This is a genomic window from Nocardia noduli (assembly GCF_019038455.1).
GTDB lineage: Bacteria > Actinomycetota > Actinomycetes > Mycobacteriales > Mycobacteriaceae > Nocardia > Nocardia noduli.
On the sequence record NZ_JAFMPL010000002.1, the window covers coordinates 193,650 to 215,532 of the forward strand.

At 67.1% G+C, this 21,883-nt stretch carries 22 protein-coding genes and 1 pseudogene; 13 read left to right on the plus strand and 10 right to left on the minus strand.

What is annotated here, in order from left to right:
- Window positions 1–96: 96 nt before the first annotated feature.
- The 3 genes from JZ792_RS02900 to JZ792_RS02910 form a co-directional block, all read right to left on the minus strand.
- Window positions 97–2,697, minus strand: coding sequence for a helix-turn-helix transcriptional regulator (locus JZ792_RS02900; protein ID WP_216906542.1), 2,601 nt, complete (start codon window positions 2,695–2,697; stop codon window positions 97–99).
- Window positions 2,698–2,822: 125 nt separating this feature from the next.
- A complete protein-coding gene (locus tag JZ792_RS02905; RefSeq protein WP_216906543.1) occupies window positions 2,823–3,947 on the minus strand; it encodes a catalase family protein in 1,125 nt (374 codons plus the stop codon).
- Window positions 3,948–3,964: 17 nt separating this feature from the next.
- A complete protein-coding gene (locus tag JZ792_RS02910) occupies window positions 3,965–5,869 on the minus strand; it encodes a peroxidase family protein (RefSeq protein ID WP_216906544.1) in 1,905 nt (634 codons plus the stop codon).
- A gap of 334 nt (window positions 5,870–6,203) precedes the next feature.
- Between JZ792_RS02910 and JZ792_RS02915 the strand changes: the two genes are divergently transcribed.
- Window positions 6,204–6,944 carry a hypothetical protein gene (locus tag JZ792_RS02915; RefSeq protein WP_216906545.1) on the plus strand — a complete coding sequence of 247 codons (741 nt, stop codon included), beginning with the start codon at window positions 6,204–6,206 and terminating at the stop codon, window positions 6,942–6,944.
- A gap of 170 nt (window positions 6,945–7,114) precedes the next feature.
- On the opposite strand, the gene JZ792_RS02920 is transcribed toward JZ792_RS02915, so the two are convergent.
- Together JZ792_RS02920 and JZ792_RS41755 are read right to left on the minus strand one after the other, a co-directional pair.
- Window positions 7,115–7,750, minus strand: coding sequence for a flavin reductase family protein (locus JZ792_RS02920; RefSeq protein WP_216906546.1), 636 nt, complete (start codon window positions 7,748–7,750; stop codon window positions 7,115–7,117).
- A 514-nt stretch (window positions 7,751–8,264) separates the two neighbouring features.
- Window positions 8,265–8,591: a hypothetical protein gene (locus tag JZ792_RS41755; RefSeq protein ID WP_254189182.1), complete on the minus strand. Its 327-nt coding sequence runs from the start codon at window positions 8,589–8,591 to the stop codon at window positions 8,265–8,267.
- On the opposite strand from JZ792_RS41755, the gene JZ792_RS41760 reads away from it, so the two are divergent.
- A complete protein-coding gene (locus JZ792_RS41760) occupies window positions 8,590–8,796 on the plus strand; it encodes a PASTA domain-containing protein (protein WP_254189183.1) in 207 nt (68 codons plus the stop codon). The two genes, JZ792_RS41755 and JZ792_RS41760, sit on opposite strands and share 2 nt — an antisense overlap.
- A 181-nt stretch (window positions 8,797–8,977) precedes the next feature.
- On the opposite strand, the gene JZ792_RS02930 is transcribed toward JZ792_RS41760, so the two are convergent.
- Window positions 8,978–9,244, minus strand: coding sequence for a hypothetical protein (locus JZ792_RS02930; protein ID WP_216906547.1), 267 nt, complete (start codon window positions 9,242–9,244; stop codon window positions 8,978–8,980).
- Here JZ792_RS02930 and JZ792_RS02935 point away from each other — a divergent pair.
- The 6 genes from JZ792_RS02935 (at window position 9,243) to JZ792_RS02960 (ending at window position 14,097) form a co-directional block, all read left to right on the plus strand.
- Entirely contained in the window at window positions 9,243–9,515 is a 273-nt protein-coding gene (locus JZ792_RS02935) for a hypothetical protein (RefSeq protein WP_216906548.1), read from the plus strand. The two genes, JZ792_RS02930 and JZ792_RS02935, sit on opposite strands and share 2 nt — an antisense overlap.
- Before the next feature lie 236 nt (window positions 9,516–9,751).
- Window positions 9,752–9,940 (plus strand): hypothetical protein, encoded by a 189-nt coding sequence (locus JZ792_RS02940; RefSeq protein ID WP_216906550.1) that lies wholly within the window; start codon window positions 9,752–9,754, stop codon window positions 9,938–9,940.
- A gap of 481 nt (window positions 9,941–10,421) precedes the next feature.
- Complete coding sequence (locus tag JZ792_RS02945) at window positions 10,422–11,369, plus strand: ABC transporter ATP-binding protein (protein WP_216906552.1); 948 nt, start codon at window positions 10,422–10,424, stop codon at window positions 11,367–11,369.
- Between the two features lies 1 nt (window position 11,370).
- Window positions 11,371–12,144: an ABC transporter permease gene (locus JZ792_RS02950; RefSeq protein WP_216906554.1), complete on the plus strand. Its 774-nt coding sequence runs from the start codon at window positions 11,371–11,373 to the stop codon at window positions 12,142–12,144.
- A 135-nt stretch (window positions 12,145–12,279) separates the two neighbouring features.
- Complete coding sequence (locus tag JZ792_RS02955; protein WP_216906556.1) at window positions 12,280–13,434, plus strand: sensor histidine kinase; 1,155 nt, start codon at window positions 12,280–12,282, stop codon at window positions 13,432–13,434.
- Between the two features lie 57 nt (window positions 13,435–13,491).
- Entirely contained in the window at window positions 13,492–14,097 is a 606-nt protein-coding gene (locus JZ792_RS02960) for a response regulator transcription factor (RefSeq protein WP_216906558.1), read from the plus strand.
- A gap of 17 nt (window positions 14,098–14,114) precedes the next feature.
- On the opposite strand, the gene JZ792_RS02965 is transcribed toward JZ792_RS02960, so the two are convergent.
- Window positions 14,115–14,828 carry a hypothetical protein gene (locus JZ792_RS02965; protein WP_216906560.1) on the minus strand — a complete coding sequence of 238 codons (714 nt, stop codon included), beginning with the start codon at window positions 14,826–14,828 and terminating at the stop codon, window positions 14,115–14,117.
- Between the two features lie 225 nt (window positions 14,829–15,053).
- Between JZ792_RS02965 and JZ792_RS02970 the strand changes: the two genes are divergently transcribed.
- On the plus strand, window positions 15,054–15,737 hold the full coding sequence (locus JZ792_RS02970) for a hypothetical protein (protein WP_216906561.1): 684 nt from the start codon (window positions 15,054–15,056) through the stop codon (window positions 15,735–15,737).
- A 189-nt stretch (window positions 15,738–15,926) separates the two neighbouring features.
- Here JZ792_RS02970 and JZ792_RS02975 read toward each other — a convergent pair whose 3' ends face one another.
- Window positions 15,927–16,382, minus strand: a complete 456-nt coding sequence (locus JZ792_RS02975; RefSeq protein ID WP_216906562.1) for a hypothetical protein — start codon at window positions 16,380–16,382, stop codon at window positions 15,927–15,929.
- A 303-nt stretch (window positions 16,383–16,685) separates the two neighbouring features.
- On the opposite strand from JZ792_RS02975, the gene JZ792_RS02980 reads away from it, so the two are divergent.
- The 3 genes from JZ792_RS02980 to JZ792_RS02990 all read left to right on the plus strand — a co-directional run bounded on the left by JZ792_RS02980 (window position 16,686) and on the right by JZ792_RS02990 (window position 20,259).
- Window positions 16,686–17,519: a helix-turn-helix domain-containing protein gene (locus JZ792_RS02980; protein WP_216906563.1), complete on the plus strand. Its 834-nt coding sequence runs from the start codon at window positions 16,686–16,688 to the stop codon at window positions 17,517–17,519.
- A gap of 98 nt (window positions 17,520–17,617) precedes the next feature.
- A complete protein-coding gene (locus JZ792_RS02985; RefSeq protein WP_216906564.1) occupies window positions 17,618–18,583 on the plus strand; it encodes an alpha/beta hydrolase in 966 nt (321 codons plus the stop codon).
- A gap of 227 nt (window positions 18,584–18,810) precedes the next feature.
- Window positions 18,811–20,259 carry an NAD(P)-binding domain-containing protein gene (locus JZ792_RS02990; RefSeq protein WP_216906565.1) on the plus strand — a complete coding sequence of 483 codons (1,449 nt, stop codon included), beginning with the start codon at window positions 18,811–18,813 and terminating at the stop codon, window positions 20,257–20,259.
- A 335-nt stretch (window positions 20,260–20,594) separates the two neighbouring features.
- Here JZ792_RS02990 and JZ792_RS02995 read toward each other — a convergent pair whose 3' ends face one another.
- Together JZ792_RS02995 and JZ792_RS03000 are read right to left on the minus strand one after the other, a co-directional pair.
- Entirely contained in the window at window positions 20,595–21,107 is a 513-nt protein-coding gene (locus JZ792_RS02995) for a hypothetical protein (RefSeq protein ID WP_216906566.1), read from the minus strand.
- Window positions 21,091–21,348, minus strand: coding sequence for a hypothetical protein (locus JZ792_RS03000; RefSeq protein ID WP_216906568.1), 258 nt, complete (start codon window positions 21,346–21,348; stop codon window positions 21,091–21,093). The genes JZ792_RS02995 and JZ792_RS03000 overlap by 17 nt, the downstream gene beginning before the upstream one ends.
- Window positions 21,349–21,678: 330 nt before the next feature.
- Here JZ792_RS03000 and JZ792_RS43485 point away from each other — a divergent pair.
- Window positions 21,679–21,880: pseudogene (locus tag JZ792_RS43485) on the plus strand (biotin/lipoyl-containing protein); the annotation flags it as partial.
- Window positions 21,881–21,883 lie beyond the last annotated feature (3 nt).

Genomic DNA, 21,883 nt, shown 5'->3' on the forward strand with positions numbered 1-21,883 from the left:
TGTTCTCAGCGTGGTCGCGTTTCCTGCGCGGGTCGCGAGTAACGGACCACTCGAATTCCGTCGACCGGAGTCGCGCGTTCGCCGGGGTGAAACGGATCACCGGGTGAGGTCGCCCCAGATCAACGCGGCGAGCTGGTCGCGATCGGCGGCGTCGAGTTTGGTGCAGGCCCGGTAGATATGTCCTTCGACGGTGCGGACCGAGACGCACAGCCGCTCGGCGATCTCGCGGTTGGACAGTCCGCGCGCGATGAGGGCGGTGATCTCCCGTTCGCGGTCGGTGATCGGCAGCGGGTGGGCGGCGGCCTGGATGGCGGGTGTGGTCGCGCCGTCGCACCGGGCGGCGTGATCGAGCGCGCGGGCGGCGGCCTGGGCGCTGAGTCGGCGCCTGCCCGCGTGGTCGTGGATCGGTACGGCCTGCGCCGCGGCGTCGGCGGCCGACAGCAGTAGTCCGATGTTCTCGAACTCGACGCTGACCGCCGCGAGCGCCTGGGTGTCGGAACGTTCGAAAGCGGCGGCGTGCCGGGCATAGATCGCCACCACCGGCCCCTGTGCGCGACCGACGAGTGCGGCCAGCCGTCGGGCCACCGTTCGGTCGCCGAATCGGGTGGCGTGGTGCAGCGCCTCGGCTTCCAACGCGTACTGCCCGGAGCTGTGGGCGATATCGGCGGCTTTGCGGGCGAGTTCGGCCGCGCGGTGCTGACTTCCGGAACTCGCCGCGAGCCAGGCGCGGGCGATCATGCGTTGCGGTTCGTGCAGGGCCAGCTGCGGTCCGGTGTGTTCGTCGGCCTCGGCCAGGATACGTTCGCCCTCGGCCGCGTCGCCGAGGGCGGCGTAGGCGCGGACGAGAAGCAACTGCGCGGGCAGCTTCCAGGGCAGCGCGGATTCGGCGTTCAGCGCGGCGAGCGCCTGTTCGAACGAGGTGATCGCCTCGCGGAATCGGCCGCGGTAGGTGGCGACCGCACTGCACCCGATCTTGGCGATCGCCCAGCCCAGAAACTGTGCGCAGGAGGAGAATTCACTGTATTCGGCGGCCCGCTGCTCGGCGAGGTCGAGGTCGCCGACGAGGGTCAGTGCCATCACGTCGCCGTAGCGGACCATATCCCGGATCATGCCGTCGGTGGTCTTCTGCTGGGCCCGGCTCCTGGCCGCGATCGGCGCGAAATCGCCGCCTCGCCCGGCGATCGGCATCGACAGACCGAGGGCGAACGCGGCCCAGTCGATCGCCTGTTTCGGGGGACTCGGCTCGGCCAGTACACGTTCGGCGGCTTCGATCCCCGCGGTGATCTTGTTCTCGTGGACCGCGATGGCCGCGTTCGCCGCGTCGATGACCAGGCGCAGCGCGGGATGCTCGACGCGATCGCCGAGCAGGGCCATGATCTCGTGGCCGCGTACGACATCGCCCATACTCCAGAACAGCACGCTCGCCCGGGGAATACCCCACTGGACGAGTTCCAGTTGATCGAGGCGGTCGGGGTCGAAATCGGCCAGGATGTCGTCGGCTTCCTGGGGACGGCCCTGCCAGAGCACGGCGCGGCAGAGCACTTCGGCCGCGGACAGCCCACCGCCACGCTCGAACGCGGCCCGGGCCAGGCGTTCGCCCAGCGGCAGATTCGACAGGGCGACAGCGTCTTTGGCGGCGGTGATCAACAGGTCGTTGTCGATGGCCTGGCCGCTGTCCACACACAATTGAGCGAGTCTGATGCGGTGCGAGGCGGTGCTCAGATCCTGGTCGCGCAGCATCTCCACGATCCGGCCGCGCCGCTTGCGGGCCGCCGCGGTGCCGATCCGGCGGCGCACCACGTCACCGAGCAGTGGATGACTGAAGCAGGCGCTGACGGAGCGGCCGTCGCTGCTGGTGCGAATCAGGCCGGAGATCTCGGCGGCATCCACCGCGTCCTCGCCGACGAGATCCGCGAGGACGTCGATGTCGAGCGGCTCGTAGAGGGCCAGCATCTTCAATGTGTCCATGACCGGCTCGCCGAACCGGGCCAGCCTGCACTCGAGCAGCGAGACCAGTCCCGAAGGCACCGCGGTCGGACCGCGCAGTTGCCACACCCCGTCGACTTCGGTCAGGGTGCCCGCCTCGACGGCGCCCTCGACCATATTCCGCAGGAACAGGGGGTTCCCGACCGACGACTCCCACATGACGTCGGCGCTGAGCCCTTCCAGGGTGCCGTCCAGGACGGTTTCGACGAGAGCGACGCACTGCTGTTTGGTCAGCGGTCGCAGTTCGACGCGTTCGAGATAGCCGTCCTTCCACAGGCAGGTGACCGCGTCGGGGACCGGTTCGCCCGTGCGGACCGTGGCCACGATGGGGGCGGCGCGGTCGACGGCGATCTGGTGCAGCAGCGTCGCGGAGAGTTTGTCGAGCAGATACGCGTCGTCGACACCGATCACGGTGCGGGGTTCGGCGAGCAGGTTCTCCCTGGCCGAGCCGAGGAGCGCGATGGGGTCGCGGGAGGCGGTCGGGGCGATCCACGGGGCGAATACGCCGAGCGGAATCGCCTGGGACGACTCGGTGCAGGCCACCCACCGCACCGGGGCATCCAAGGTCGAGGTCACGAGTTTGGACAGGGTGGTCTTGCCGATCCCGGCGGCGCCGACGAGTACGGCACCGCCGCCCTCGCTGTTCGTCAACGCGGTGCGAACGGCTCGGTATTCGGCGGGGCGATCGAGGAGCTGCCAGCGGTCCCCCATGAGTAGTAATTCTAGTTCTCGCGCGCCCACTCCGGGATGGGTTTGCGCAGGTAAACGGCCTACGGTGGGGTCTGCCCCGACCATCGCCGCCGAGGACGGCGGTGGGGGCAACGGCGGCGCGGTGGTCATCGGGGAAGTCGGTCGGCGGTGGGTTCGACGCGGGGGGCGTTGTTGACGTGGTGACGGTAGTTGCTCGACGCCTCGTAGACGCGTTTCTTGAGTCGGTTGATCGATCCCAGCGGCCGATGGGATTCCAGCCCGCGCCAGGAATTGAAGGACAGCACGTCGTCGCCGAAAGCTCGCCGCTCGGGCGTGTAGGGGTCCTGGCGGTCGAAGCGGATGGTCGCCACCGGGCGGTGCGGTGAATCGGCTTCCGGCCACGCGACGGTGGCGTCCTCGATCGGCATCGTCTCGGGATCGGTGCACAACTGCACGCGCAACTCGTATTCGGCGCTGTGCTCGGCGAAGAAGTCGACGATCATGTCCTGGTGGGCGTTGATGCCCGCGTCGTTGCCGACCGGTGTGCCCGCGAGCGCGCTCACCTCCGGTGAGACCGGGGTGTAGAGGATTTTCGCGACGTGGTCGCCGTAGCGCAGGGGCGCCGAGGAGTAGAAGGTCTCGCCCAGGATGTGGGTGTTGGGCCGGATGAATACGCCCAGGTTGGGTGGAACCGGACGTCCGATGCGCCGCAGCACGTGCGCGTCGAGCGCGGACAGGACGGTGCTGCCCGTTTGCAGGACGGCGTCGGGCAGCCGGGCCAGCACCCACGCGGTCGGCATTCCCCGGGTGAGGTAGGCGTGGGCGTCGGCGAAGAGGAATTCACGGTGGGTGACCATGATGAAGTCCTGGGTGCTCGCGCTGTCGTCGGGCAGTATGCGCGGGCCGTCCACGCCGATGACCTTGATTCCCAGCCCCCGCACGCCGCGCAGCTGATCGCTGCGGATCACACCCGAGGTACTGGACAGCCTGGCGACGACCGGATAGGTGGCGGGGGCGGCGAACAGCCCCTGGGCGAGTTCGGATGGCAGGTTCGCGTGGACGGTGAGTTCGCCGCGCAGGATCCCGTGACTTTTGGCGTGCGCGTCACGCAGGCCGTGTTTGTATGTGCGGTAGGCCTTTTCGAGGTTGGAACGCAGTACCGTGATGATCTTGTCGATATCGTCTTCTTCGTCGGGACGTGGGTGTTCGAGGTCGTCGCGGTAGCGCAGGTAGGCCTGCTCGGTCGTGTGCGGTGCAACGAGATCGGTCATCGTGGTCGCTTCCTTTCCTACTCCCGCCGAGAGGCGGTGCTGTGTCGCGGACCTGTGCTGTGTCGCGAGACTGTGCCGTGTCGGGGAGCGACGCTCCGCCACGGAGCGAACGGGTTGGCGACGCCGTCGAGAGCGGGCGCCAAGGTGGGGAAATGACGCAGCAGCACGCTGCGCATGGAGTTGTCACGGACCCAGGCCATACCGGCCTCGGTGTAGACCTCGGGACGGAAGTCGGTGGTGAAGAACCGGTCGGCCGACAGTCGACGCGACGCCATGAGCACGAACACCCGGAACGCGGTATCGCTGAAACCGAATCCGGGCGGTTTGGGTTCGGCGTAGAGCCCGACCATGAGGTCGACGTCCTCCACGTCGCGGTAGACCTGCGCGAGTTCGCGCGCCCACACCGGGTTGTCGGTCAACTTCTCGAAGGAGGCGGCCGGTGCCAGGCGCATCTGTCGACGGAACTCGTTGTAGCGCGGCACTCCTCGTTCCCGCACACGCAGGATGTCGACGGTCGCCAGATCCATCACCGGATGGCCGGGGCGTTCGAGTTTCTGGAGATGGATCGGATAGTTGTGCAGGGTCAGCGCGCCGGGGTTGGCGCGACCGAACGAGTAGAGCAGGGCGTCCATCGAGGTCTCGGCCAGGCGTTCCCGGATGTGAGCGATCCCCAGATCGGGCAGGGTGTGCTCGGCGACGACACTGTCGTCGGCGAGACTGCGCACCGCGAACTCGTCCGGGATCAGCGGATGCATCCGATACACCGCCACGAACTCCTCGGTCAACGAGTACGGGACCCCATGGTCCTCGACAACGGAGCCGGGGATGCCGCACAGGACTTCGTTGCCGCTGATCCGCCCGAACCGGCGCGCGATCCGCTCCCCCAGCACACCGAACCAGTTGGCGCGCATGGCGGCGACGGTGGTGGGATGGGCGATGATCGCGGGCGTCCAGTCGATGGTGTGGATCTTGGCGAGCAACGCCGAATTCACCAGGCGGGCGGTGTCGTAGAGCCGGTCGTCGTCCATATCCGGGTAGCGGCGGGCGAGGCGCTCGCAGATCGCGTTGTGCTCGCGCATGAACAGCGAGTGCAGCAGCGCGAGACCGACCCAGGCGTTGGCCGCCGTACTGGACAGATCCATCAGGCCCTCGACATCCAGCGGCGGCAGCCCCAGAAGGTCGACCTCGAGTCGGCCCCGCTTTCCCGTCCGCAGCGCTTCGGCGAATTTCGGTGTGCTGCCGTAGATCTGGGAGGCGTCCCACCAGTGGGACTCGCGCGTCGTATAGGTCGGTGGGCCGCCGGGCTCGGGGCTGGACAGGGTGGGGGTGCGTAGGATCGTCATCGGCGGGTCCGGCCACGGATCCCGATCGGCCACCGGCACGCGCCACGGTTCGGTGTCGGTGTCCCCGTGACTGACCCAGTCGTGAACCTCGAATTGGATCCAGGCCGCCGCCAACAGATTCAAGGTCGTGGCGGGCTGGAACTGTCCACGGGTCAACAGCTCCCGACTGATCCGGCGCGGATTGGGTTCCAATATCCGGTCGGAATCCTCCGGGTAGGTGTGTTCCAGGGCGACGTTGCGCCCGAACCGGCAACCGACCGAGCCCGCGCGCGGATCGGTGAGACTGTTGTAGGTGCCGTCGATGGTTCGCGCCCGCGGGTTCGCGCCCGCGGGAGACTCGTCCGGCGACAGCGGTCCGTCCGGGTGTGATCCGGTGTCGAAGAGATTGTCCGCGCGCAGTCGGCTGCGCAGACCGACGAGGACGGCCAAACCCGCCGGGGTCGGCAGTCGGAACCAGCCGATCCCGCGATCGATCGCCTCGGCGGCGGCGACCAGCACGCGGGTGACGGGCGACAGGCGGCGCGGTGGTGGCCGCGGGGTGGTCACGCGCGGTGGATGCGTCGATTCTGTGCTGACCATGAAATACCTCCGGGTGGCTGGCACGGGCTCTGACGTGCCCGAAATCGAATCGGCTCCCAGTCTTCGACGTGGTGCCGTGCCCGTCACGAGTAGTCGGCTACTCCACACCCCGATCGTCGAGGCGGAGTCGCGGACTGCTCGAGGTCGACGACTCCGCTGGGTCACCCGTCCGGCCCGAGCAGCCGAGCGGTCACGGCCGGTATCACCGGTCAGACGGTGGCGAGGAGTGCCGATCCGAGCAATCGGGTAGCGCGGTACGCGCGCCGAACCACCCGATCCGGACAACGCTGTCTTCGACGGCGCTGCGGGGGTGGAACGCGGGAAAGGTGCTCGGGTGATCAGTCCCATCGACATCGAGGTCGACCTCGACGGTGACGTCGCGGCCGCGTTGACCCGACTGGAAACCACGGGTCGTCCCATGATCGACCGCCGCGTCTGGTTCGCCGAACCCCGGCCCGACGGTGGCGCGACGTCGACTCTGCTGTCGAACGGGATCATCATCCGGTTGCGGAGCGGATCGAGCGACGATCTCACCGTCACACTGTGCCCCTGCGTACCCGAGCAACTGCTCGGCAGTTGGAGCGCGCCCTTCACCGATGTCGCGCTGCGATATCGCGTCGAAGAGAACTGGAACGGCGAAGGTCGTGAACTGTCGGCCTCCGTGGTCAGCGAGCGACCGGCCGGAGCGCTACACGACGCCACCGTGCTCGGCACCGACGTCACCGCGGACCTCGCCCCCGCACAGCGCCGGTTCCTGATCGGTTGCACACCACCCGGCGTCGCGGTCGACCGCCTCGTGGCCATGGGACCGATCGCGTCCACACAATGGAGCAACCTGCGCGTGGGGGATCTGGCGGTCGACGCCCAACGATGGCGGATCGCCGACCTCGATCTGCTCGAACTGTCAGTACGAGTCACTCCGGAACACGGTGAGTCGTACACCGCGTTGCGGGCCCGCGCGCTGGACCGGCAACGCGGGTTCGAGGACGCGGTCCGTCGCCTCGGTCTGCGCATCGCGACCGGTGCCCCCGGAACCGAGCGGGTGATGGCCGCGGCGCGATCGGTTCGCCGATGATCCCCGCCGGACGCCGAAACCTCCGACCAGCGCCGTCGCGCCGCGTCCGACCGCGTCTGCGACCGAGTACCTCCTGCTATCGAACCCCGACCAACCTCGGCGAAGGCGTCAGGTTGAGTCTGCTGACGGCATCTCGCACATCGGCGGGTCCGAGCGCATAGGCACCGCCGTCAATCCTCGCGATGAAAATGGCCCGGCCATTGTTCGTAGGGAACTCGGGTGATATCGAGGACCTCCCCGATCGTCGCCCATTCGTTGCGGCCGAGCCGGGACAGCGGACGCAGCCGTTCGATCGCGGGCAGACTGTTGCCGCGCGTATCGGTCTCGAAAACATCCGAATCGATCGCGGCGTGCGATACCCGGCCGATGACCACGGTCGAATCGCCGAGTTCGAGCGCGTGCTCGAGCCTGCATTCCAAGGCGACCGGCGACTGCGCGACCCGCGGCGGCGCCACGGTCGCACTCGGCTCCGGGGTGAGCCCGACCTCGGCGAATTCCGACACCTCGGCCGGGAAGTTCGTCCCGGTGGCATTCACCCGCTCGAACATCGATTCGCTCGCCAGGCAGACCACGAACTCCCCGGTCTCCAGCACATTGCGCAACGAGTCCTTCTTACCTACCGAGGTGAACTGCACCATCGGCGGCTGCACGCACGAGACCGTGAAGAACGAATGCGGGGCCAGATTGTCGACACCCGCCGCCGAGCGGGTCGAGACCCACGCGATCGGTCTGGGGACCACGACGCTGGTCAGGATCTTGTAGAAGCTGCCGTGACCCAATTCGTCCGGATCGATATCCGTGCGCATACAGATTCCCCTTCCGGCTGCCGCCGAATACGAGCGTTCGGTCGCGAGCCCCATCTTCGCATCGGCTGCGGCAGGGCCGGTCCCCGCATGAGCGAGCGGTGTCATACGGCGTGCCCGGCCCGAAGCGCTCGATGTGGGCACGTTCGACCGCAGTGCTGTACCTCCCCGGATCGTCGACCGAAACGACGCTGTAGGGACCGCTCGGCCCCCTCTGAGCCTACGAGCACCTCGATCGTTCGGTCGGCGTCGTGCCGACGTGCGAGGTTGTTCAGCGCGGCCGCCGTCGGCATAGCCAAGCGTCATGCCGTCGGCTACCGCACGGCCTCCGTCGGAGAATCCGATCGCCGATCATTTGCCAGCTCGAGCGTTTCCATTGAGCTCACTTTCCCATTATGGGGAAATCAACAGTCGGACAAGGCATCATATGGCGAGGCGACGACTCCTGTCGGGGGGAGACGGCTACGTGCCGACCGTTCGCTCAACCATCGGACCTGGGGAGTAACCGCATGAACCGTCAGCAAGATCCACCAGCGAGCAACACCGGACTGCCGTGGAGCGGTGCACCGGCTCGAACCCGCACCCTGGTGTGGGGCGCGGCGGTCGTCGGCGGCCTACTCCTGGTCGGCGTGACCGGCTGCGCGGTCGACACCGACGGCGGAACATCCTCCGCCGCATCGACTTCCTCCTCGGCGCCGAGGTCCACGGTGCCGGTGGCGACGTCGAGCTCTCCCCTGAGAGCGGCGCCGAGTTCCACACCTTCGGTCACGGCATCCAGCCCTCCGCTGGAAGCAGCGCCGAACAGCGCCGCAGCCGAGGCGCTGATGCCGAATGTCGTATGCATGAATCTGCAAACCGCCCAGAACACGATCCAGGCGGCCGGGGTGTTCTACTCCCGCTCGTCCGACGCCACCGGTAAAGGCCGAATGCAGGTCAACGACCGGAACTGGATCGTCGTGAGCCAGACTCCGGCACCGGGCACGCCCTTCGGCGAAGGTGAGGCAGTCCTGTCGGTCGTCAAACTCGACGAGCGAAACTCCTGCGGCTGAGCATATTTCGCAACGTCTGAACGCTCCGACTCGGACGGCGACGAAGCACGCGGCGCTCACGCAAACGACGTCCCACTCCGCACGGACACGCCCTCGATGCGCGGCATATCGACCTGAATCCGCTGCCGCGCAACGATAGTCGCCAACCGCGTCGGACCTTCTCGGTGCGCAGAACCGGAGTTCACGTCGAATACGCCCCGCCGAATACCACACCTACCAGTACGCCCACATCGCCAACGACAAGAGCGAGAACGAGAACCACGACTTCGACTTCACCGGCTTCCTCGACGGCGCGGAGGACGCGGAACGCGTCACCGGGAAGAAGTACAAGTGGATCGTCTACCGCAGTGGCGATTTCGATATCACGGTCCCGTACATATCCGGAACGGGACTTGCGCCAGAGAAAATCGATCGACATCACGCTCGGCGTCACGTTGAATACGTCCATGGCTCTGGCACGCAAGGGAACTCGCATCATCAATATCGACGGCGAGACCTACCGTTGGGTCGTCGCTCCGAACGACCCCGACAATGCGATCGTCGTGGAATCCGCCGACCGGCCCGGCCAACGCATGGTGACCTGGGTCGAATACGGCACGGTGATCGCGCCGGGACTGGTCGCGTGGGCGATCAGGAACGCACTCGGAAAGGGATGGACACCGCGCGAACGTGGGGTTCAGCTGACGTACCCCTTGGGCACCGTCCATTCGATGGTGTGAATCCGCGCGCGGGATGAGTTGATCGGCACCATATTCGAAGCAACCGCTCTGTAGGCGCTGGGCTTCCCACGAAGGAATTCATGTCCCTGTCGATGCCCCATTCGATATGATGACAATGGCCGAACTTCCATCAATGGACGTCGCGCCGAATCGAAACGCGGGGGATAGTCGTACATCGACCTCGGCGTTCCACCTCGAGCGCCTCGACAGTCGTCCACAACAGACGGGCTCCACGAGTGACGAAACGAACCGTAGGCCTTCTCACGATCCTGGCAGCGCTCACCATTGCCCTGCTCTCGACCGACTGGCATCCGGTGCGCGCCTGCCTCTATCTGCTCGGCTGGGCCGCGGTCGCCACTCTCCTGACATGGAACGACCGGCGCACCAGGAAAATCGGAGCACAAGCCGCCGCGCAGACAGGGTGAACGAGCGCGTCGAACGGGTACGTTCGACCGCGTAGGCGGTCCAACCAGAGCGGCTCGAATGCCGCGCGACCGAGAGCAGACTCAGGTCCGGAGCTGGGCCGTAGGCGCTGGAATATTTATCCCGGTCAGCCCGGGCGCGGAAACATTCGCGGACGAGACGGTCCGGGTGCGCCGACGATCCGAAGCGTCTCGCTCACCGGTAGTGGGAACCGACCATCACATGAGGCCCGCGACTCATATCGACCACAGAACGCTCCTAGGTTTTGTCAGGGCGACGCGCGGAGGTAGGAACGGGCACACACCGATCCAGCTCATTCGGAGATCCATGCATTGCGAGGGTCGACCTCAGAAGCGATCCGGGGTTCGGCTCGCATCCAGGAACCGCTCAACCCCCGCGTCACTCGTACCCATGACAAATGCCATGCCCGGCCGATGACAGTCGTGCGGGGTACTCGCGCCCGTGTCGCGGGACGCTGGTGTCATGACATCGAAGGTGATACCGAGGACCGCGACGGACTCCCCCGCACCCGTCGACGCGGCGATCGAATTACGTGCTCTGCGAAAGAGTTTCCATGTTTCCGGCGGCGACGTGGTCCGCGCGGTCGACGGACTGGACCTGGTCGTCGCGGCCGGTGAGATCGTGGCCTTTCTCGGCCCCAACGGCGCGGGTAAATCGACCACGATCGACATGATGCTCGGCCTGACGGAACCGGACTCGGGCACGGTGCGGATCCTGGGTGGTCCACCGGACCGGGCGATTTCCGCGGGGCGGGTCTCGGCGGTGCTGCAATCGGGGGGTTTGCTGTCCGATCTGACCGTCGCGGAAACCGTCGAACTGGTGGCGACCCTGCATCACCGTCCCCGACCGGTCGAGGAGGTTCTCGCACGGGCCGGGATCGCCGATATCGGTGCGCGTCGAGTCGGCAAATGCTCCGGGGGACAACAACAGCGGTTGCGTTTCGCGCTCGCGCTGCTGCCGGATCCCGACCTGATCGTGTTGGACGAGCCGACCACCGGGATGGATGTCGAAGGACGCCGGGAGTTCTGGCAGGCGATGCGCGCGGATTCCCAGCGTGGCCGCACCGTCCTGTTCGCGACCCACTATCTCGACGAGGCCGACGCCTATGCCGACCGTGTCGTCCTGGTGCGCGAGGGACGGGTGGTCGCGGACGGTACCGCCGCGGAGATCAAGAATCTTGCGGCGGGCCGCACGGTCAGCGCGACGCTGCCGCACGCGCGGCCGGCGGAACTGCTCGGTGTTCCCGGTGTGGACGACGTCGAAGTGCGCGGTGATCGAGTCCTGTTGCGCACGAAGGATTCCGACGCGGTCGCCCGTCATCTGCTCACCGAAACCACCGCCGTCGACCTCGAAATCACTTCGCACAACCTCGAATCCGCGTTCCTCACCCTCACCTCCGGAGCCCACTGAGATGTCCACTGTCGTTTCCCGCCCGGTCCGCACCACTCGTGCCCACCGCGGCCTCGGCTTCCTACGCCTGGAATTGCGCCGCCTCCTGCGCAATCGGCGGACCATGTTGTTCACCCTGGTCATGCCGCCACTGTTCTTCGTCATCTTCGGGCTGCGATCCGATTATCGGACCGAATCCTTCGGCTCGGGCAATGTGACGGGCTACGTCATGGTGTCGATGGCCGTCTACGGTGCCATGTTGGCCACCACGAGCGGCGGTGCGATGGTGGCGGTCGAGCGCGCTCAGGGATGGAGCCGCCAATTGCGGCTGACTCCCCTGCGGCCGACCGCCTATATCGCGACGAAGGTCGCCGTCGCGATGGTGCTCGGACTGGTCTCGGTTGTCGCGGTCTTCGTGGTCGGCGCCGCGCTCGGCGCACAGCTCACGGCGACCGCATGGGTCTTCTGCTTCCTGCTCGCCTGGATCTGCTCACTCGTCTTCGCGGCATTCGGCCTGTTCATCGGCTATCTGTTGCCGTCGGAGAATGTCATGCAACTGCTCGGTCCCGCCCTGGCCGGGCTGTCCTTCGCGGGGGGATTGTTCATACCGCTGCACGGCTGGTTCGCGACGGTGTCGACGGTATTTCCCACCTACGGCGTCGCGACCCTGGCCCGGATGCCGTTCGGTGACACCGCCGGTTCCTCGATCGCGGCGGCAATCCTGAACGTGACGGTCTGGGCGACCGTCTTCGTCACCGGGGCGGCCGTGCTGTTCCGCCGTGACACCGCCCGCTGACATGCGGCACATGGGGATACCGGTGACCCGGGCACCGCGGCCTTCGGTAGCGTCGATCCCCGTGAACGCCGCCCGATACCCCGCCGATTCCGTCCTGGCACGCCCGTGCGAGGACGGAATCGGCGGGCGCGACACATGAGCACCGCTCGCCGTCTGTCTGCCGTCGCGGACCGCCTCACTCGCTGTGCCGCCGGAGCGCTGGACGGCAATCGTCGCAGCTGGCTCAGTGCGCTGATCGCGGTGGCGTGGCTGTCCTATCTGATCGGGCCGATCGTGCGGAACTGGCGCGAGGGCGCACAACCCGACGCGGCGCTGGCCGCGGTGACCTTGTTCGGGTACGCGGTGTCGATCATGGGATCGTTCGTCGTCTTCCGCGGAACCCGCCGACGCGACCCGCTGGTGGTCCCGCCGGTCGATCATCGGGTGTGGCCGGTCCTGGCCGCGATGACACTGTGCACCGTCGTACTGGTCGCGCTGCTCGGGGCCGCCGCGCTGCCCACCGCGATCTATATCAGCGTCATCGCGATCTTCCATCTGCCCTCGCGCGAATCCGGGTACGTCAGCGTCGTCGTCATGCTCGCCATGCTGCTGGTTCCGGTGGCGCTGCCCGGCCTGCGCGATGTGCCGTTCTACGTGGCGTTCGTACCGCTCGTCATCTGGGCGGCCCGCCAACTCGGCCTGCGCGGCGAACGACTGAGCGAACTCGCGCGCCGTCAGAAAGCCGAACTCGCGATCGTCGCCGAGCGCAACCGGGTGGCCCGCGACGTCCACGACATCCTGGGGCATTCGCTCACCGTGATCACGGTGAAAACCGAACTCGCGCAACGACTGCTCGACGTCGATATCGAAAGGGCCAGAACCGAACTGGCCGACGTCGAGCGTCTGGCCCGCGAGGCGCTCGGTGGAGTCCGCGACACGGTCGGCGGACTGCGTGAGGTGACCTTGCGCACGGAACTCGCCAATGCGGCCTCCGCGCTCGCCGCTGCCGATATCGCCGCCGACCTCCCCGATCCGGCGAACCTGCCCGACGGCGACTACGAACTGTTCGGCTGGGTGCTGCGCGAAGCGATCACGAATGTGGTGCGCCACAGCGCCGCTCGCCACTGCACGGTCACCGTGACCGCGACGAGTATCGACGTGATCGATGACGGGCGCGGGCTCGGCCCCGATGCCGGAACCGGTTCGGGATTGGCCGGACTGCGTGAACGAACCCGTGCGGCCGGTGCGACGATGACGCTGTCGATCCCGGCGGGAGGAGGCGTCCATGTGGCCGTCACCGTGCCGAAATAGGTTCCACCCCCGGAGATCCCCCATCCTCATCACCCGCCCGCCCAGGAAGGCCGCCGCATGATCCGGCTACTGCTCGCCGACGATCAGGCGCTCGTGCGCGGCGCCCTCGCCGCGCTGCTCGGACTGGAATCGGATCTCGATGTCGTCGCCGAGGTCGGTCGAGGTGACGAAGTCCTCGACGCCGTCGCGCGCACCACGCCGGATGTGGTGCTGCTCGATGTGGAAATGCCCGGGCTGGACGGGATCACGGTCGCGGGCGCGTTGCACGAGCAATACCCCGATGTGCGCATTCTCATGGTCACGACCTTCGGCCGTCCGGGCTATCTCCGTCGCGCGATCGACGCTGGCGCGAGCGGATTCGTGGTCAAGGACACACCCGCCAGGGAGCTCGCCGACGCGGTCCGCCGTGTCCACATGGGACTGCGCGTCGTCGATCCGGCACTGGCCACCGAGACGCTGACCGCCGGCACCTCGCCGCTCACCGCCCGCGAACGCGAAGTGCTCGCCGCGGCCGCCGATGGAGCCACCGCGGCCACCATCGCCAAACGCCTGCACCTGTCCGAAGGCACGGTCCGCAATCATCTGTCGTCCGTGATCGGCAAGACCGCCACCAGTACCCGTGCCGAAGCGGTGCGCGCGGCCGAACGCCTCGGCTGGCTGTGACGGTCCTCCCGCGACGGTCAGCAACTGTAGGCGTAGCTGGTGCCCGCGGTGGTGGCGACACCGGTGCGGACATCGAGGACGACGATGGTCGCGGTCTCGTCGCGCTTCAGCTCGCAGCGGACCTGGGCCAGAGCGGTGTTCTCCCTGGGCAATTCCCCTTTGCCGTCGGCGGTTCTGGTGCCGAACGGACGCACCGCGGTGCCGTTGACACCCGCGGCGTAGAACTCGACCCGACCACCGGGGGTGAGCCCCTTACCGCCGTCGAGGTAGATCCGGCCGCCGCCCGCGATCAGGTCGGAGCGAGTGGCGACCTTGCCCGCGGGGAGCTGGGTCGCGTCGGCGAGATGTGAAGCACCCTCGGAGTTCTGCGCGACCGCGCGGTCACGCCGCGACGGGTCGACACAGACGTGGTCGGTGGGCCGCGCCTCACGCCAGACGAAACCCGGCAGGCAGGTGTCGGGGCCGTAGGCGCCACCGGTCGGGCTGCGGCGCGCCGACGCCTGACCGTTCTCGGCACGAGCGATGTCACGATCGCCCGGGCTGACACAGACCGTGTCGCCGTCGAACGCTTCACGCCAGACGAAATTCTGGGCGCAGGTGTAGGGACCGTAGGCCAGAACGGGCGCGGCGGAAGCGAGGCCCGGCAGCACCAGGCTCGTGCCGAGCACCGCGGCGACGCCGAGCGTCACGGGCAGGGAACGTCGCGGGCGGAGAGCGGAAATGGTGGACATCGTGGGTCCTTTCGAGTGTGAGGTGCCGCCGCAGCGGCCGTGTCATCACTGTGTGGGCGAGGACCAACGACGTTCCAAGCACTCGCCAACGCCGCAGGCAGACGGCGGCGCGCACGGCCCGATTCCCCGTCGGCGCCATGAACACTCCACACTGTCGGCGATCCGGAACACGCACGGCAACGAAGATCAAGGGAGCTCTGGCCGCGAAACCCAGGAGGATTGCCCGTGCGTTTGTCCAGGTCACTGATGACCCGTTCCGCCGTCACCATCGGATCGGTCTGCACCGCTTTCCTACTCGCCGCGCCGACGACGGCGGCCCCCGAACCGACCGAATTCCGGATCATCACGGGAAAGACGACCCTGGCGGTGAATCCCGACCTCGGTCTGGACAGCATCGCCCGGTTCCGGGTCGTCGGCGACACCATCGAGATCGCGGACCGCGAGATCGCCTCCGGCACGATCGACCTCACCGGCCAGGCCAAACTCACTCACGGCGACAAGACCGCCACCGTCTCCGACCTGTCGCTCGCCGTCGACACCGGCAAGGTCGAAGCGAAGGTCAACGGCAAGCAGATGGAACTCGGCTCGATCGACACCGGCATCCTGCATCTACGCAAGGACCCGGGCGAGAACGTAGTCCACCTCGTCATCGGCGCCCCCGGGGACAACATCCTCGAACTCGGCCGGACCGCCGTGAACAGTCTCAATACCCTCCTCGGCACCGACACGATCGCCGAGGGCGACGAACTCTTCACCGGCACCATCGATGTGAGCCTGCCCGCCGATCCACACCTCGCGCAGCAGTTGAACGCGGACGTCGATGCTCTCGTGGAGGCGAGTGTCGATGCCGATACGGCACTCGACACCCCGATCGACCTCGGCCTCGAACCGCAGAACTCACCCGAATAGGGATACGGGCCGACGTCCGAGTCGATGAACCCGCTCCGTCTGACGGTGGGCCGAGCAGCCACGGTGGTATTCCGATCGCCTCGCACGGTGGGCGATAACCTCCAGTTGACGGCGCAGGCTGCCGGTTCGGCGATGTGCCCCGTGCGCATCCGGTCCCGACCCACCGAGCCGGGACCAGCCGCGGTTCCGCTACGAGATTTCGGAGATCCCGGAGCAGGTGACCTGTTGGGGCACCAATCCGGAGTTGCGGACCACGAAATCGGTCCGGATCGTACCGGCTCCGGTGGGTGGGTCGAAATGGATGGTGCTGCCGTTGCCGATCACGAAACCCACCGAGCCGCTGCCGGTTTCCGACCCCGACGCACCGGTGGTCAGGTTCGTCCAGTTGAGCGTGACTTCCGTTCCGTATCCACCCCAGATGCTGCCACCCGCATGGATCGTGAAATACGGGGTGCCCTTGTACTGCGCCCCGACCACCTGACCGGAGTAGGGAAAGTCGACGATGTTGGGGCTCACACCCCTGCACACGGTGACGATCCAGCTATCGCCCTCGGCAGCCGAGGCCGTGCCAGTGCTCGACCATGCGACGGTCGTCAGCGCGGCGGCGGCGGCCACGGCCAGCCTGGCGACCTCGAACCCGTTCACAGATTTCTTTTGCGACGACATATTCGGTACTCGCCTCTCATGGAATCGACGGACGCGGCGACACTACAGAGACCGACCCCGTGCCCCTATTTCGAAGGGCAGCAATTACTTCGGTATCCGGTGGATGCCACCAGCACCGCGAGATTCCGAGGACCGGTGGAACCCGTCGGCCCGGAGATTCACGAACTGGATCCGCTGCGCCGAGTACGCCCCTTCTCTACCGTTTCTCCGAGTCGCGATCTCCCGCCACCGTGCGCGTATCGAGCGACAAGGGTCCGTCGGTGAGCGGTCGTAGCATGAGGTATGGCTGTTGTGCCGGTTCGGATCGATTCGACGATGGTGGGTGTCGCGGTGCCCGCGGTGGGCGGAGTGCCGGGGATCGCGATGGCGGGGTTCACGGGACGCGCGGAGCGACGGACGGATCTTCGGATGGTGCCGTATCCGGCGGTGACCGTGTTCATCGATTTCGGGGATGTGACGATCACGGACGAGGTGAGCGGCACATCGGGACGCGGGGGCGTGGTGGTGGGGCTCCATCCGGGTGATGTCGTGGGGTCGGGGCAGGAGGTCGATGTGCTCCAGGTGCGGTTGTCGCCGGTCATGGCACATTCGGTCTTCGGTGGGTGCGCGGAATTGGGTGGGGCGGTGGTCGGATTCGACGAGTTGTGGGGACCGGAGTCGGAAGCGTTGTGCGACCGGTTGCGACAGGCGGCCTCGTGGGACGAGCGGTTCGCGATCGCCGAAGCCGCGATCGTTCGGCGGTGCGCCCAAGGACGGGCGGTGGATCCCGAGGTGGCGTTCGCGTGGCGGCGGATGGTGCGCACCCGGGGGCAGGTTCGGGTGGAGGGAGTGGCGCGGGAAGTGGGGTGGAGCCGGAAGCGATTGTGGTCTCGGTTCGGGTCCCAGGTCGGGCTCACACCGAAGCGGGCCGCGCGGCTGGTGCGGTTCGATCATGTGGTGCATCGGCTCGCCGCGGGGCACGCCGCGGCGCTGGTGGCCGCGGAGAGCGGATTCACGGACCAGTCGCATCTGTATCGGGACGTCATGGATTTCACCGGTTTGACCTCCACCGCGGCGGCGGTCGCACCGTGGCTCGCCGTCGACGATGTCGCATGGCCGACGTCGCACGCGACATGAATCCCGGCGGGAACATTTCTCCAAGACGTCGGGTGAACGCCTCGGCGATGCTGCACGGGTGACCGTTGGGTCACGCGACGTGACGGCAGGAGAACAGCATGCGTGGCAAAGCCCCGTTCGGCACCCGGATACTCAGAGACGCCACGGAATGGGAAACGGTGACCGAGGAGGAACTGATCGCCGCTCGGGAGCGCACCAACCGCTTGGCGTCATCGAAAGCCCTGCGAATCGTCAGCGGACTGCCGGACCGCCGCGCCCGCATCTGCGAAACCACGATCGATCTGCCCGGACGCCGTCTGACCTTGCGGGTCCATCGCCCGAATCACGCCGCCGAGAAGTTGCCGCTCATCCTGTCGTTCCACGGCGGCGGATTCATCGCGGGCACCGGTGTGCAGAACGATTGGCTCAACAGCCACCTCGCGGCACGCTGCCCCGCGATCGTCGTCGCGGTGGAATACCGTCTCGCACCGGAACATCCGCTGCCACTCCCGGTGGACGACGGATACGACACGCTCGTCCGACTGGTCGAAGACGCGACCGAATGGGAGGTCGATCCGTCGGCGGTCGCGGTGCTGGGCGAGAGCGCCGGTGGCATGATCGCGGCGCTCACCGCACTGCGCGCCCGCGACGGTGGACCCGCCCTGCGCGCCCAGGTGCTGAACTATCCGGCCACGGATTGGACCGAGACCATGACGGACTATCCATCGATCACGGACAACGCCGACAATCCGACACTGTCGATCCCACGGCTGCGCGCCGCCCGACGATTCAGTCTGCCGCCGACCCTCGACCCGCGCACCGTGTCACCGCTGAAAGCCGACGACCTCACCGGACTACCGCCGACACTGGTGGTGACCGCCGAACTGGATCCGGTGGCCGACCACGGCAGCAGATACGTCGAGCGTCTGCGCGAACACGGAGTCGACGCGCGGCTGAGCTGCTATCCGCGAGCGACCCACGTCTTCCTCAGCACTCCGGGCCTGGTGCCCGCCGCTCGGCCCGCGCGGCGTGAGATCCTCGCGTTCTTGCGCGGCCATCTGAATCCCGGGGGCTTCGAGGAGTGACACCGTATTCCCACTGAACGCGGGGGCCCGAACGGACGCTGCGCGACGAGGCCACTGCCACCCACGCATCGTAGGACCTCCGGCCGCGCCGACTTCGCTTTAAATTTGTCCAGACCGTAAGTCGTGTGCCCGGCAGCACCACGGTTCTACATTTCAACGGCCACCTCGGCGGGCAGTTCGATCCGTCGTGTCCGGTGGCGACGGTCGATGAAACGGATTGGTCTGTCGTGGAACGAAATACAGCTGCCGACGCCCACGCCGCACGCGTGCTGCGCCACTTCGGACCCGATCCGGCGAACTGGGTGCGGTCGAGCGAAACCGATCATGATGTCGTGGTCGTGGGTGCGGGGCAGGCCGGTCTGGGTATCGGATTCGCGTTGCGCCGGGCCGGGATCGGCCGGGTCTCCGTCATCGACGCCGCCGCCCCCGGACAGACCGGGGTGTGGACCACCACCGCACGGATGACGAACCTGCGCACCCCCAAGAACTGGCCGGAACCCGAGTTCGGCTACCCCGAACTCAGCTTTCAGGCCTGGTACGAACTGGTCGAAGACGAGGCCGCGTACCAGAGACTGACCCGGGTTCCCCGACTCGACTGGGCGCGCTACCTCGACTGGATCGAACGCCACGTCGGCGTTCCGGTGCGTCACCGCACCCGCCTGGTCGACATCGGACCCGGCGCACACCATCTCGAATTGACCCTCGCCGTGTCGAATTCCGACGGCAGCGAGACGACCGTGGTGGAAACCGCCCGAAAACTGGTCCTCGCCAACGGTATCGAAGGCACCGGCGGCCCCTACCTGCCGCCCGAAGTCGACGGACTCCCCCCGCATCTGCTCGCCCACACCGGCCACCACATCGACTTCACGCCCTTGGCGGGCAAGTCGATCGCTGTCCTCGGCGCCGCCGCCTCGGCCTTCGACGCCGCCGGAACGGCCCTGGAAGCCGGGGCAGGCGAGGTACATCTGTTCACCCGTCGGCCGGAACTGCTCATCCAGGGTGAAGGCGGCCCGCCCTTCGCCAACGGCGGAGGCAGAGACAACTACCACCGCCGCGACGACGCCGCGCGCTGGCGACAGAAGGCCCTCGCCGCGCGCCAAGGCCGCAGCGTCCCCTTGGAATCGGTCACTCGCGCGGTCGCCTTTCCCGGATTCCGGGTGCACCTGGACGCCCCTTGGCTGTCCACGCAGGCCGAGGGCGACAGGGTGATCGTCGAAGCGGCAGACGGCACGCATTCGTTCGATTTCGTCATCGCCGGAACCGGCTACCAATACGACCCGCACACCCGCGCGGAACTACGCACGATCGCCGACGACATCGCGCTGTGGGGCGATCGCCATCAGCCCGCCGACGACCTCGCCGACGATGCCCTCGCCACGACGCCCTACCTCGCCGACGGCTTCCAACTGGTGGAGCGGCAACCCGGCCGCGCGCCATGGGTCGAACGCATCCATATATTCTCCGCGGCAGCGCATCTGAGTTTCGGCTACCCGATCGGCGACGCGCAGAGTCTCGCCCACAGCATCCCGCGTCTCATCGACGCGCTCGGTCGCGACCTGTTCTTCGAAGACCAGCAGTTCCCCGTCGCGGCCACGCAGGTCAAGGCACCGGTGTCCTTCCGTCATCACTACGAGCATGCGATCTGGACGCCGGTTCTCGCACCGAGTGAGAGCTGACAGCGGGCATACCGAGATCGGTTCTACCCGCGTGGTGGCACTCCCTCACGCCCGTTGCGCTGGATGACTTCCATCGTGGACGAACGGCTGGCAGCGGCAGACCGCCCCGTTCGCGGACGGTTTCACGCAATTGCTTCATACCCGGTGATGCCGCGCAGGCCGCCGTACCATGGGCCGCTGGAACCGGGGGTGTGGCCAGTACAGCGACGGTATCTCGGCGGACGTCCTTGTCCCCGACACCGCGACAGCAGAGGACCTGCGAAACGATCTCGGCGCCGCGAACGCGGCGATCGGAATGCAGGCATTGTGGACCTGAGCGAACAACTCGCAGAACGTCATTCAACGATCTGTACCCCGTCGAGAATCGCAGCCATCTCACCTTCGAATCGGTCGAGATCGGCGATCTTCGTTTTCGCGGAGAGGAGCACCGGGTACACAGTGCCGCCACAGCCGCAGACGATCACGCGTTGATCCTCCCACCACTCGCCACCGGAGAACACACCCGTCACTCTGCCGCCCTCGAATCCGCACGCCGCGATCGACTGGTCTTCGCGCGTGCGCCAATCCCGTGCGCCGGTCTCCGCCGTCCGCCGATTCGCGACCACCGCGGCTTGCACCGAATCGACCGGGCTGCCGACACTCAACGTGATCATCGCTGTAGGGCTGCGGAAATCGTCGGGCAATGTGTCCCGGCGTTGCAGTCCGACTCCATCGGCGCTCTCGCCCGGCCCGCGATTGCGCTGCCACCCGGGCAATTCAGGAAGCCGCACGCTGAACGGCTGTTTCTGGTTGCGTTCGAGAGTGAAAACCCGTCCGGTCGCGGCAGCGGCATCACAGGGAAGGCTCACCGAGGATGCCGTTGAGGTCGCAAGCACTGTCGAAGTTGCCGACGGGGAAGTCGTGGGCACGCCCGAACAGCCGACCACGACCGCCAGCAAGACCACGAAGCCCCCTGCCGCGCGATACGACCGCGAGCGCACACTTCTCATGCAGGGATCCAACCACGAGAGATACGACCGAACCGTCGTCGCTACGCAGCAGCGCAGCCAGCACTTGGCCGACCATGTCGGGTGTGGGCCGATCCGCCATAGAGACAGTGATCATTCGGGCTCTAGCATCGGATCCTCTCTTCGATAGAGATCCCTGACCGATCAGATTCTCACTCTCGCGAAGCCTACGGATGAACCGCAGTGGCGATCGTCCAGATTTCCGCCAGCATGTTCCTCCCATGCCACCGAGTCAGTTGCCGCACCAGATTCGTCGAAGGCCGATCCGCCTCGGGCGGCCAGGTGTACGTGATCGTCAAGCATGCCGTGATCTTGCGGCCCGCAACACGTTTTGCCCTTCGCACCGCGGTGTCGGGCCGGTGCGGTGCTTGCTTCAGCAGAAGCGCGACTGCGAGGTGGGGCTCGGGTGATGCACCGCCCGATGCGCCTGGTCGAGGTGGACGGGTCTCGCGCCGGGTCGGTCGAGACGAGGGCGGCGTACTCCGAGCGTCGGCTCCCGGCCTGGTGGCCATGCCGGTCGCGGAGGGCGAGCAGTTCGCGGCGGGCGATCCGGCCTGGTGTTGGAGAGCATGAAGATGGAAACGGTGCTGTACGCGCCGTTCCCGGCTCGCCTGCAT